General features: G+C 45.5%; 9 protein-coding genes. 8 read left to right on the top strand and 1 reads right to left on the bottom strand.

The genetic code is table 11. The features are described 5' to 3' along the window. Nucleotides 1-156: 156 nt before the first annotated feature. Nucleotides 157-1488, bottom strand: a complete 1332-nt coding sequence (gene tig, locus FTU86_RS07325; RefSeq protein ID WP_075167430.1) for a trigger factor — start codon at nucleotides 1486-1488, stop codon at nucleotides 157-159. 245 nt (nucleotides 1489-1733) lie between these two features. Between tig and FTU86_RS07320 the strand changes: the two genes are divergently transcribed. The 8 genes from FTU86_RS07320 to FTU86_RS07285 all read left to right on the top strand — a co-directional run bounded on the left by FTU86_RS07320 (nucleotide 1734) and on the right by FTU86_RS07285 (nucleotide 12766). Beyond that, complete coding sequence (locus FTU86_RS07320; protein ID WP_180048349.1) at nucleotides 1734-3932, top strand: TonB-dependent receptor domain-containing protein; 2199 nt, start codon at nucleotides 1734-1736, stop codon at nucleotides 3930-3932. A 321-nt stretch (nucleotides 3933-4253) separates the two neighbouring features. Beyond that, nucleotides 4254-6488, top strand: a complete 2235-nt coding sequence (locus FTU86_RS07315; protein WP_180048350.1) for a catecholate siderophore receptor Fiu — start codon at nucleotides 4254-4256, stop codon at nucleotides 6486-6488. A gap of 107 nt (nucleotides 6489-6595) precedes the next feature. Next, nucleotides 6596-7279: a Fe2+-dependent dioxygenase gene (locus tag FTU86_RS07310; RefSeq protein ID WP_005180172.1), complete on the top strand. Its 684-nt coding sequence runs from the start codon at nucleotides 6596-6598 to the stop codon at nucleotides 7277-7279. Beyond that, entirely contained in the window at nucleotides 7276-8388 is a 1113-nt protein-coding gene (locus FTU86_RS07305) for an alpha-hydroxy acid oxidase (RefSeq protein ID WP_373684794.1), read from the top strand. The genes FTU86_RS07310 and FTU86_RS07305 overlap by 4 nt, the downstream gene beginning before the upstream one ends. Nucleotides 8389-8643: 255 nt before the next feature. Continuing rightward, nucleotides 8644-10341 (top strand): 2-isopropylmalate synthase, encoded by a 1698-nt coding sequence (gene leuA, locus FTU86_RS07300; protein WP_005180175.1) that lies wholly within the window; start codon nucleotides 8644-8646, stop codon nucleotides 10339-10341. 84 nt (nucleotides 10342-10425) lie between these two features. After that, entirely contained in the window at nucleotides 10426-11586 is a 1161-nt protein-coding gene (locus tag FTU86_RS07295) for a homoserine O-acetyltransferase (protein WP_005180176.1), read from the top strand. Continuing rightward, nucleotides 11586-12179 carry a methionine biosynthesis protein MetW gene (metW, locus tag FTU86_RS07290; RefSeq protein WP_045796675.1) on the top strand — a complete coding sequence of 198 codons (594 nt, stop codon included), beginning with the start codon at nucleotides 11586-11588 and terminating at the stop codon, nucleotides 12177-12179. The genes FTU86_RS07295 and metW overlap by 1 nt, the downstream gene beginning before the upstream one ends. Continuing rightward, the gene (locus FTU86_RS07285) at nucleotides 12176-12766 is read left to right on the top strand and encodes a tetratricopeptide repeat protein (RefSeq protein ID WP_005180179.1); all 591 of its coding nucleotides are present in this window, start codon (nucleotides 12176-12178) and stop codon (nucleotides 12764-12766) included. Before metW ends, FTU86_RS07285 begins: the two co-directional genes overlap by 4 nt. Nucleotides 12767-12864 lie beyond the last annotated feature (98 nt).

The raw sequence follows: 12864 nt of genomic DNA, 5'->3' as shown, positions 1-12864 counted from the left end.
ATAATTCAAGTGAATTTGTTTGAAAGAAGAACTTTAAAAGCTTTATTTTCACCCGATAAAATACCCATAAAACAAGAGGAAGCTCAAATGAGCTTCCTCTTGTGAAAAATTGTGGGACAGCAATGGCCTTAGGCGCCTTTTTTACTTCAGCTGAAATTAGCCTTGTTGACGAGCTTGTTGCTCTTTCAATAAGTCTTCGTAGCTGACTTGTTTGTCAGTCACTTTTGCAGCTGCAAGAATGTGATCAACCACCTGGTCTTCTAACACAACTGCTTCAATTTGAGCACGTTGCTGTTTGTCATTTTTGAAGTATTCAATTACTTCGTTTGGATCTTCATAAGAAGATGCCATGTCTTCGATGTAAGCATCAACACGTGCAGCATCCACTTCAAGTTTCGCGTCTGCTAAAACTTTGCTCACCAATACGCCAAGTTTTACAGATTTTTCAGCTTGTTCTTTGAACAGTTCGTCTGGAAGCATGCTTGAGTCAAATGCTTTCGCACCTTGCGCACCAAACTGCTGCGTGAACTGTTGGATCATTTGTTGACGTTGACGGTCAATTTCTTGCTTAACCATAGATTCTGGAACTTCGATTTCGTTCGCAGCAACCAGTGCATCAAACGTTGCACCTTTCACCTGGTTACGAAGACCGTTTTTCACTTCACGTTCCATGTTTTTACGAACGTCAGCTTTTAACTTTTCAACACCTTCTTCTTCAGTTAAACCAAAGATTTTTAAGAATTCAGCATCAACTTCTGGAAGTTTTTGTTTTTCAACTAGTTTTACATTGATTTTGAACTGAGCTGCTTTACCTGCCAGCTGTTCAGCTTGGTAGTCTTCCGGGAAAGTTACATCAATAACTTTCTCTTCGCCTTTTTTCATGCCCACGATGCCATCTTCAAAGCCCGGGATCATACGGCCAGAACCTAATACCAGTTTGAAGTCTTCAGCAGAACCGCCTTCAAATTTCTCGCCATCTACTGTGCCTTCGAAATCAAAAGTTACTTGCATGTCTTTTTTCGCCATGCCTTTGGTTTCAGCCCAAGTTGCGCGCTGCTTTTGCAGGTTTTCGATCATTTGATCTACATCTTTGTCGCTAACTTCAGATGCTTTACGCTCAACTTCCAGACCTTCGAATTTCACTTCAACTTCTGGATAAACTTCAACAGTCGCTTCATATACTAAAGCGTCGTCTTTCATTTCAGTTTTTTCAATATTTGGCATACCAACAGCATTGATTTTTTCTTGTTGGATTGCTTCAAATACGGTGTCACGAATGATGTCGTTTACAACTTCTTGATAGATACCCGCGCCATATTCACGACGTACAACGTTTACAGGCACTTTACCTGGACGGAAGCCGTTAATCTTCGCAGTTTTAGCTGTGCGTTTTAAGCGAGCTTCGAACTGCTCGTTAATACGGCTCGTCGGTACAGATACATTTAAACGACGGGCAACGCCCGAAACCGCTTCAGAAGTTACTTGCATGGCTTCCTCGATATTTAGTAATAACAGTTTTTAAAAAAGTGCCATATTATATGACAACATTTAAAGATATACAAAATAACAAGCGATCAGAACAATTTTTCGGCTTAAATTCTCCATATTCCCTTCGCTTTTTTTATCTATTGTCTAATATTTGTTGCAAATGATAAGTACTATCATTAATATTCAATAGTTTTTAACTCATATTTTTAACTATTCTTCTTATATCCCAATACTGGAATTCGGTTATGCGCACCTTTAACCTTCGCCCGCTTTCGCTCGCGATTCTTGGAATTTCTGCTAGTTCCGCATTTGCAAATACAACCACTGAAACAACAGCCGACCCGACACATCAATTATCCACAATTGTGGTCTCTGCGGCGGGTTTTGAACAAGATATTAAAAATGCACCTGCTTCTATTAGTGTGGTCACAAAAGAAGATATTGAAAAGAAAAATGCCACCAGTATTGCTGATTTGTTAGTTGATGTACCTGGTATTGATATTCGTGATGGTGTAGGCAAAACCTCCGGCTTAAATATTAAAATGCGCGGTTTAGGTAACGAATACTCTTTGATTTTAATTGATGGACGTCGCCAAACCACCTCTTCTGATGTTGCGCCTAATGGTTTTGGTGAATCGTCAAATGGTTACTTACCGCCTCTTTCATCAATTGAACGTATTGAGGTCATCCGTGGACCAATGGCAACCCGCTATGGCTCAGAAGCGATGGGTGGTGTAATCAACATCATCACCAAAAAAGTCAGTAATGAATGGAATGGCAATGTCACGGTTAGTGGCAATGCAATGGAACATAATGGTGAAGCTGATTCCTGGAAAACTAGCGTTGTTGTTAATGGTCCGATTATCAATGATCGACTTGGTATGCAACTACGTGGCTCATATTTAGACCGTCAACGTTCAGAGCGAGTACCTGGCTCAACAGGTCGTGATCCACGCCCAAGTAAAGCAGACAATTATGATGCAGGTGCTAAGCTTACTTACCAGTTAAATGATACAAATACTTTATGGATAGACGGCTTCCATTCCAGTCAAAAATATAAAAATGAAGACAACCGTTTAGGTAATATTGATAAACCTAACAAAGCAAATGGCTATAAAGATGAATTAGAGTTTAACCGTACACAAGTTTCTGTAGGACATGATGGTGACTATAGTTTTGGTCAATGGAAAACTTATGTTAGCCATACTGAAACAGAAACTATAGGCCGTACGATTCCTAATGGCACCTTCCCAAACAATGCATATGAAGGTCAAGATCGTACTTTAGAAAATACAGATTTAGTTGTTGACTCACACATTGTCATGCCTTTGGCAAATCACACCGTGACTGCAGGTGCTGAATATAAAGATGCAATAGTTGCTGATGATATTGCAGGTATTGGCCAAGAATTCTCTAAAGATTCCTGGTCGTTATACGCAGAAGATGAGTGGGCATTACGAGATAATCTCCGCTTTACCTTTGGGGGACGTTACGAAGATCACTCAGGTTTTGGTGGACAATTTAGTCCACGTGCTTACTTAGTTTGGAACACCAACGATATCTTCACTGTGAAAGGTGGTGTGAGTACAGGTTATAAAGTTCCATCTCCAAAAGCTTTACATGACGGAATTATTAACTACAGCGGACAAGGTGAAACTCCGACTTTAGGCAACTCAAACTTAAAGCCTGAAACTTCGATTAACTATGAATTAGGTTTTAATTTCCAACCTAGTGATCAATTAAATCTAACTGCAACAGCTTTCTTTAACCAAATTGAAGACAAAATTATATCTTCACGATTCAACTGCCCGGCCTCTCCTGAATGTGCCAATTTAGCTACAGGTGTGACCGAATACACACAAAGTGCCAATGCAGATGAAGCTGAAACAAAGGGTTTAGAAGTTAGCCTAAATTATTCAATATTGCCAGAATGGGATATTAAAACAGCCTATACGCTGATGGAAACTGAGATCACCAAAGGTAAAAATAAAGGCGCTTACTTCAGCAACGTACCAAAACACGCGCTGAATACGACCTCGACTTGGCATATTAACCCTGCTTTAGATATCTGGTTACAACACGAATATCGTTCAAGTAAAGACCGATTCCAGACCCAACCCAAAACACCAGCATCTGGACTTGGTTCTTCAGACTATCAAGAGTCTTTGATTTTTGGAGATAAATTTGCAGGCTATAACGTGTTTAACTTAGGTGCAAGTTATACAGTGAATGATCAGATCCGAATTAATATGGCGGTAAATAACTTATTAGACAAAGATTTTACTGAAGACAATCAAACCTACCAATATGATTCAACTGATAAGAGCGGTAATCCAATTATCGCCAGCGCAACTGCTTACAAATACTTAGACATTGCCTCTGGTATGTCTGGTACTTACCTCCCAGGCCGCAACTACTGGTTATCTATCTCTTATGACTTCTAACCCAGATTTCACATAAGAACCCAAAACCCTGCCCCGGCAGGGTTTTTTAATTCCAAAAACCGATCAAATTAAATCAAAAATACGATTATTCAAATATTCTTATTGATTTATTTCATTAAATACGAACACTCCATAAATATTTTCTTAATTGTTTAGCTTGTTTTAACCAATTTTCATATTGTTACTGAGAATTATTATCACTAAAATTCGCATTACTTATTGAACACATACAATAAGTCCATCATTACTCTGCATTTGAACTGCGCACTCAAATCATTGTGGTAAGGGAATTTTGTCATTCATATCAGGAAATACACCACCATGGCACAGATTAAGAGCCGTAAACATCAACGCACTGCATCATTCGTTGCCCTTGCAGCCACCCTGCCGCTCATGGCACATGCAACCACAGCAACCGAAGAAGTCACCCAGCTTCCTGAAATCACGGTGAAATCTCAGGCTGAAAATAAATATAAAACCAATCAGCTCAGCTCCGCGAAACAGACCCAGCCACTGGTCGATACCCCACAAACAGTTTCTGTTATTAATCAAACCTTATTAAAAGAACAAGGCGCGACGTCACTGGTTGAAGCGCTACGCAACACCCCGGGCATTACCTTACAAATGGGTGAAAACGGCAATACCAGCGCCGGCGATACCTTCCAGATGCGTGGTTTCTCAACCCAAACCTCTACCTATGTCGATGGTATCCGTGATTTGGGCGCAGTCAGCCGCGATGTATTTAACCTGGAACAGGTCGAAGTCGTGAAAGGCCCGGCCGGTGCAGAAGCCGGTCGTGGTTCAGCATCCGGTTATATCAACCTGGTCAGCAAACTGCCACATCTGCAAAACAGTAGCGAAGTCTCTGCCAGCTACAATACCGCAGAAAATGCCCGCCTCTCGGCCGATATCAACCAAGCCATCAATGACAATACCGCTTTTCGTCTCAATGTCATGGGACAAGAAGGGGGCGTGCAAGGCCGTGATGTGCTCGAACACAATAGCTATGCCATTGCCCCATCTGTTGCCTTTGGCCTGAATACTCCGACCCGCCTGTATTTATATTCACAGCACGTCCGTCAACGTAATATCCCTGATGGCGGTATTCCAACCATTGGTATGGAAGGCTTCTGGAATGCCAATCCGGATATTGCCCAAGCTGGCAAGGTTAATCGTGAAAACTATTATGGCCATGTAGATGATTACGAAGATGTCGATGCCGACATGTTCACCGCGAAAATTGAAAGTGATCTGGCAGATAATCTAAAACTGACTAATATCACCCGTTTGGGTCAAACCCAGATGAACCGAGTCCTGACCGGGATTAACACCATTTCTGCACATGATTCGACCAATCCAGCCGACTGGACCATCAGCCGTTCACGTCAGGGGGTTGATCAGGAAAATAAAATTCTGGCCAACCAGACCACTTTAAATTTGAACCTGAAAACCGGTGCTATTGAACATGATGTGGTAGCTGGCCTGGAATTTTTAAAAGAGCAGCAATACACCCGCAATCTGGCCACCCAAATGCCGGATGAGCCTGCAGTATCCACCACTGAAGCCAACCTGTATAACCCAAACCCCAATGATCCAATGGCCGACCTGATCTATAACGGTGCTTATAGCGATGGTGAAACCCAGACGGCTGCGGCTTATCTGTTTGATACCTTAAAGTTTGGCGAACGCTTCCAGTTAAACGGTGGAGTACGGGTAGATTATTACGAAACTGACTATCAAGGCCTGTCCTTACCTCGCGGCACAAATGCCCTTGTAGCTTCAGATATCAGTGCACATGACACCCTGCTGAGCTGGAAACTTGGCGGTCTGTACAAACCAACTGCTTACAGCAGCGTTTATGCTTCTTATGGCAAATCCTTAACCCCACCGGGCAGCACCAACTTTGTGATGTCTGAGTCGGGCATTAACAGTGCAGCGGCAGAACCGCAAGAAACCCATCATTATGAACTGGGTAGCAAATGGGATCTGCTTGATGGTCGTCTAGCCCTGAATGCCGCAGTCTATCGCACGGAAAATGAAAACCAGTTTACCCAGGATGCGATTACCCAGGAATCCATCCAGGAAGGTAAAACTATTGTCGATGGGGTTGAGCTGAGTGCAGTCGGCCAGATTACCGATGCCTGGAATATTTCTGCCGGTGTGGCGCATATGAAAACCAAACAGGAAGATCAGCAAAGTTTCCGTGACAATGTCATGACCCGTACCGATAGCGTGCGCTGGTCACCGGAATGGACCGCCTCATTATGGACCACCTATGACATTGCCGGCTTTAAACTGGGTCTGGGTGCACGTTATGTCGATGAGCAAAAACGTGTCGTCACCGACAGCACTGCTCCAGCCAATATGCCAAGCATTCCAAGCTATGTGGTATTTGATGCCATGGCCGGTTATCAGTTCAATGAGAATGCCTCACTGAACCTGAATGTCTATAACCTGGCAGATGAAGAATACATCAGCACCTTGAACAACGGCGGTTCGCGTATGACGCTTGGTCAGGAGCGCAGTGCCAGCCTGACCTTTAACTATAAGTTCTAAGTTTTATTTTGTTCTGTTGAAGCAGCATTTATCTGAAATGCTGCTTCATTTTTTATTTGGCTTTATGATGACAGACAGCGCTCTGTCTGAAGGATGATTCAAGTCTCATGATGCTGCATGTTCCTCAAGTTCTCAGTAAAGCGGCCGTGGCTGACATTCGTCAGCAGCTTAACCAGCATACCGCCTGGATTGATGGCCAGCACAGTGCCGGGCCACAGGCCAAGAAAAGCAAACACAATCTGCAATTTGACCCACAGCATCTGGTGTATCCAGCGCTGGCTGAACAGATTGAACAGGCACTGAGACAGCATCCGCTGGTACAATCTGCGACCTTAGCCAAACATATTCTACGGCCAATGTTTAACTGCTATCAGCAGCAAGGGACGTATGGCAATCATGTCGACAGCGCCGTGCATTATTCGGCTGCACATCAGCAGCTGATTCGTACTGATGTTTCCATGACCTTATTTTTGTCTGAACCGGAAGAATATCAGGGCGGTGAACTGGTGATTGAAGACACTTACGGGGCTCATGAAGTCAAGCTGGATGCCGGTGATGTGATTCTCTATCCTGCCACCAGCCTGCACCGGGTAGAACCGGTCACTGCCGGGCGGCGCATTGCCGCCTTTACCTGGGCACAAAGCATGATTCGCGATGACTGGCAGCGCAGCATGCTGTTTAATCTGGATATGACCATTGGCCAACTGCGTCAGCAACTTGGCGATAATGAACAAGTGCTGCAACTGACCGCGCATTATCATAATCTGCTGCGTCAATGGGGCGAACTATGATGCCTGCCCAGCCACTGCCGCCACTTACCCAGATTCCAGCCTATCTGCAAACCATTGCTGACTATGAAGCTCAGGCCAGCAAACATTTAACGCCGGCCACCTGGCACTATTTACAAGGCGGCGCCATGGATGAGCGCAGCCTGCAACAGAATCTGGACCAGTTTCAGCAGCTGCAACTGCTGCCCAGAATGCTGCGTGACCTGAGCCAAGGCCATACCCGCTGCGAACTGTTCGGGCAGGAATTTCCCCATCCAATTTTTCTAGCCCCGGTTGGCCATCAGCAACTGTTTCATCCACAGGGTGAACTAGCCACTGCCCTCGCAGCAGAAGCGGTGGGCAGTAATCTGGTCCTGAGTCATTTAAGTACTACCGATCTGCGTGAAGTTGCGCCAACAACCTCTCTTAAATGGTTTCAGCTGTATTGGCAAGGCAATCGCGAACAATCGCTGGCACTGGTGCAACTGGCAGAGCAACAACAGTTTAAAGCCATTGTGGTGACCGTCGATTCACCGCATAGCGGCGTTCGTGACCGTGAACGTCGGGCCGGTTTTCAAGTGCCGGCGCATCTGCCTCATCCGCATCTATCTTCCTTTACATCCCCCATCCTCAGGCCAGAGCAACATCCCCTGTTTGATGGTCTGATGCAACAGGCACCGACCTGGGAAGATATCGCCTGGCTGGTACAGCAAACGTCTTTACCGGTGCTGCTCAAAGGCATTGTGCATCCTGAAGATGCTCAACTGGCATTGCAATACGGTGTACAGGGACTGGTCATTTCCAATCATGGTGGCCGGGTGCTAGATGACTGCATTAGCCCACTGACAGCTCTACAGATGATACGCGCACAACTGCCGGCAAATTTTCCCTTAGTGCTGGATGGTGGCATCCGCCGCGGCTCCGATATTTTTAAGGCGCTGGCCTTGGGCGCATCCGCCGTGCTGATTGGCCGGCCGTATATTTATGGTCTGGCAGTAGCCGGTGCGTTAGGTGTGGCGCATGTGATTAAAATTTTGCAGGAAGAACTGGAAGTGACCATGGCTTTAATGGGAACGGCGCGCCTGCAAGAGATCAATAGTCGCTATATTTTTCACAAAAACCAGATCCAGTGAAATTTTTTATCTCCACAACCTTTAATGATGCAAATTAAGAGAATAATTTCCACTTCAGTTGGCTTATATTTATCTTAGGAATTTGCAAGACCGCGAACGGTACCAGCCAGGTAGCAACTCTTTCTGAGAATGTGGACTGATCCTAATATTTTCCGGAAATACGCTTGTAAATTGATACCATAGATACCATCTATATAAGTAGTACGTTGCTTTTTTATAAGCTTAAGCAACCCATGCTTCACAAGGAGTTACCTCATGATGTTGGCTGATCCAAGTAAAAAATATCGTCGCATGTATCAACGTGTTGACTTGCCAGACCGTCAATGGCCGAATAACGAAATTACAAAAGCGCCTATCTGGATGAGCACCGACCTGCGTGATGGTAACCAGGCAATTTTCGAACCAATGAGCATTGAACAGAAGTTCAAAATGTTCCAGATGTTGGTGAAAATTGGCTTTAAGCATATTGAAATTGGCTTCCCGTCTGCTTCACAAATTGACTTCGATTTCACCCGTAAATTGATTGAAGAAAACCACATTCCAGATGATGTGTATATCGAGGTTTTGGTTCAGGCACGTGACCATTTGATTCAGCGTACCTTTGAAGCATTGGAAGGTGCAAAACGCGCGATTGTACATATCTATAACTCCAACTCGCCAACCTTCCGTCAAAAAGTCTTGAATGTTGATGTCGCGGGTGCCAAACAGTTGGCCATTAACGCTGCTGAAAAAGTGAAAGAATACGCAGCGCAATATCCTGAAACCGACTGGATTTTCCAGTACAGCCCGGAATGTTTCACCGCAACCGAATTGGAAGTGGCTAAAGATGTCTGTGACGCCGTGACTGAAATCTGGGAAGCTTCTCCTGAAAACAAAGTCATCTTAAACTTGCCTGCGACTGTAGAAGTTTCGACTCCAAACGTATATGCCGACCAGGTCGAGTGGATGCACCGCAACATCAAACGTCGTGACGGGGTGATCATCTCTGTTCACTGTCATAACGACCGTGGCTGTGGTATTGCTGCCTCTGAATTGGCGATTATGGCCGGTGCTGACCGTGTTGAAGGTTGTGTGTTTGGTAACGGCGAGCGTACCGGTAACGTTGACGTGGCAGCAATTGCCTTGAACATGTACACCCAGGGCGTGGCACCAGAATTGGATTTCTCCAACATCAACGAAATTATTGCGACCGTAGAAGAATGTACCGGTTTACCTGTGCATCCACGTCATCCATATGCCGGTGATTTGGTGTTCACGGCGTTCTCGGGTTCACACCAGGATGCGATTAAAAAAGGCTTTGAATACCAGAAAAACGAAGAAATCTGGGATATGCCTTACTTGCCAATCGATCCGAAAGACTTGGGCCGTGACTATGATGCCGTGATTCGGGTGAACTCGCAGTCAGGTAAAGGCGGGATTGCTTACTTGTTAGAATCGAACTACAACGTGGTGTTGCCGCGTCGTGTACAAATCGAGTTCTCGCAAGTGGTGCAGCAAGTGACCGATGAAGAAGGCACTGAAATTTCAGCACAGCAAATCTGGTCATTGTTCCAGCAAACCTATGTCGATGCCAAAGATTCACATTATTCTGCCAAGAGCTATAAATTGTCTGATGACAATGGCAAACAGGTAATTGAACTTGAAGTGGTGGTGAATGGCTCGACACAGCAGTTGCGCGGTGAAGGTAACGGTCCGATCTCGGCCATTTTGGATGCCTTGCAGTTACCAATTGATGTCTTGAACTATGAAGAACGCGGCATCAGCTCGGGTGCCAATGCCAAAGCCTTGGCCTTGGTTGAGTTGCAGGTGAAAGGTACCGGTAAATCTGCCTTTGGTGCCGGGGTGCATGACAACATTGTGACTTCATCCATTGAAGCCATTATTGCCAGCACTAACCGTCTGATTGATCAGGGCGTATTAAGCAAAGAACAATTGGTTGCTGCTGCCGTTTAAGCACATAAAGTACTTTAGAAAGGATACCCCAAGTGGTATCCTTTTTATTTATTCATTCTAAAGATTCTAAGGCGAATTATTCCTGTGTCTTTCCCTGCTAACTCTGTGGGTGTCGTAACGCCACAACAGTTTCAATTTGAAGAGCCGTTAGAGCTGGAATGTGGACGCATTCTGCCACGTTTTGAACTGATGGTTGAAACTTACGGAAGCTTGAATGCCGACAAATCCAATGCCATTTTAATCTGCCATGCCCTGTCCGGGCATCATCATGCGGCGGGCTATCATCATGAAGATGATAAAAAGTCTGGCTGGTGGGACAGCTGTATTGGTCCGGGCAAAGCCATTGATACCTCTAAATTCTTTGTGGTGGCACTGAACAATATTGGCGGCTGTCATGGTTCGACCGGCCCGACCTCACCCAACCCGGAAAATGAAAACCGCCCTTATGGTCCAGATTTCCCGCTGGTGACGGTGCGTGACTGGGTCAAAACCCAGGCCATGCTATCAGACCGCTTAGGCATTCAAAAATGGTATGCAGTAATTGGCGGTTCTTTGGGGGGCATGCAGGCCTTGCAATGGTCGGTTGATTATCCGGACCGTCTGGAAAAATGTGTGATTATTGCCAGTGCGCCAAAACTCTCGGCACAGAATATTGCCTTTAACGAAGTCGCGCGTCAGTCGATTCTTTCAGATCCTGATTTTCATCATGGCCGTTATCTGGAACATGACAGCTATCCAAAACGTGGCCTGATTCTGGCACGGATGGTCGGACACATCACCTATCTGTCTGAAGAAGCCATGAAGCAGAAATTTGGCCGTGACCTGAAACTGGGCAAATTCATGTACGGTTTCGATGTCGAGTTTCAGGTGGAAAGCTATTTGCGCTATCAAGGTGAACAGTTCAGCCGTAACTTTGATGCCAACACCTATTTAATTATGACCAAGGCGCTGGATTATTTTGATCCGTCGCGTGAATACGAACAGTCGCTGGTACAGGCCATGGCCCATACCCAATGTCAGTTCCTGGTGATTTCATTTACCACCGACTGGCGTTTCTCGCCTTCGCGTTCGCAGGAAATTGTCGATGCGCTGATTAGCAACCATAAACCAGTCAGCTATTTAGACATTGATGCCGAACAGGGCCATGACTCCTTCCTGTTCCCGATTCCGTTATATGTCAAATCTTTAAGAGCATTTTTGGGAGGTGCTGAACACCTCAAGGCGACCCCGCAGGAGGCTGTGTAATGCGTATTGATCAGCAACTTGCCGAAAAGTGGATTAAACCCGGTTCCCGCGTTTTAGACCTTGGTTGTGGTGATGGTGAACTGCTGGCCCACATGAGTAAAAAGCACAATATTCGTGCTTACGGCCTGGAAATTGACCAAGAAAAGATTGCAATTGCCGTCAGTCGGGGGTTAAATATCATCCAACAAGACTTAAACCTCGGTTTAAGCCGCTTTGCCGACCAGTCTTTTGACTATGTGGTCATGGCACAAGCCTTGCAAGCTGTAGATGCACCTGACGTATTATTGCGTGATATGGTGCGTGTTGGAAAACAGGCGATTATTACCTTTCCGAACTTTGCCCACTGGAAGACCCGTTCTTTCCTGGCACTGAAAGGGAAAATGCCGGTTTCAGAAGCTTTGCCGTATATGTGGTACAACACCCCGAACATCCACCTCTGTACTTTCCGTGATTTCGAAGCACTCTGTGCTGAAAACAATATCCGTATTATTAATCGACTCGCTGTGAATGGGGATCAACAAGTTAGTTTACTCAGTAAACATATCCCGAATCTGTTTGGTGAAGTCGCAATTTATCGAGTGAGCGCTCTATGAAAAAATTATTATTAAGCACGACGCTACTGGTTGGACTTTTTAGCCTGCAGGCGCATGCAGATTACGTGGCACCAGGCAGCTCGGTGTCGAGCCAGGCCGCCCAGTATTCGGTGATGGACATTCAAGGTCTGATTAAAGCCGCCAAAGCCGGTCAGGCCGGTGCGCAGTTCTATCTGGCAACCAAATATCTACATGGTCAGGATGTCGCCAAAGATGAACGTCAGGCCTTTGCCTGGTATAAAGCCGCTGCCGATCAGGGACTGTCTTCAGCCCAACTGAACGTAGGCCGTATGCTGGCCGATGGCATTGGCACCAAAAAAGATGAAGTCCTGGCCCGTCAGTATTTTGAAAAAGCGGCCAGCCGCGGTGATAATCGCGCCAGCTTTAACTTGGCGATGATGGAAGAGAAAAAGAAAAACTATATGGGTGCTTATCAGTGGTATGAACTGTCTACCCGTGATGGCATGCTCGACAATAAAGTGATTTCTTTATCTGAAGGCAAAAAAACGGCTTTAGCTGCCAACCTGACCCAGGAACAGATTCGTCAGGCGCGTGACCGTGCCGACAAATGGATTCAGGCGCAATAAGCCAGGTTCAAAAACACTAGCACCTTCGGGTGCTTTTTTCATGCCTGCTGTCTGGTGGTTTTCGGTTAAACTAGCCGGCATGTTTTCAATCATGAGTA

The organism is Acinetobacter sp. YH12155, assembly GCF_013418255.1.
GTDB classification, from domain to species: domain Bacteria; phylum Pseudomonadota; class Gammaproteobacteria; order Pseudomonadales; family Moraxellaceae; genus Acinetobacter; species Acinetobacter indicus.
Note: the sequence above shows the minus strand (reverse complement) of the source record. Positions and strands in the feature narration are given on the sequence as shown.

Excerpts from the sequence above, each read along its gene's own strand:
- tig (WP_075167430.1), bottom strand. The coding sequence starts at position 1,488 with ATGCAAGTAACTTCTGAAGCGGTTTCGGGCGTTGCCCGTCGTTTAAAT.
- FTU86_RS07320 (WP_180048349.1), top strand. The coding sequence starts at position 1,734 with ATGCGCACCTTTAACCTTCGCCCGCTTTCGCTCGCGATTCTTGGAATT.
- FTU86_RS07315 (WP_180048350.1), top strand. The coding sequence starts at position 4,254 with ATGGCACAGATTAAGAGCCGTAAACATCAACGCACTGCATCATTCGTT.
- FTU86_RS07310 (WP_005180172.1), top strand. The coding sequence starts at position 6,596 with ATGATGCTGCATGTTCCTCAAGTTCTCAGTAAAGCGGCCGTGGCTGAC.
- FTU86_RS07305 (WP_373684794.1), top strand. The coding sequence starts at position 7,276 with ATGATGCCTGCCCAGCCACTGCCGCCACTTACCCAGATTCCAGCCTAT.
- leuA (WP_005180175.1), top strand. The coding sequence starts at position 8,644 with ATGATGTTGGCTGATCCAAGTAAAAAATATCGTCGCATGTATCAACGT.
- metW (WP_045796675.1), top strand. The coding sequence starts at position 11,586 with ATGCGTATTGATCAGCAACTTGCCGAAAAGTGGATTAAACCCGGTTCC.
- FTU86_RS07285 (WP_005180179.1), top strand. The coding sequence starts at position 12,176 with ATGAAAAAATTATTATTAAGCACGACGCTACTGGTTGGACTTTTTAGC.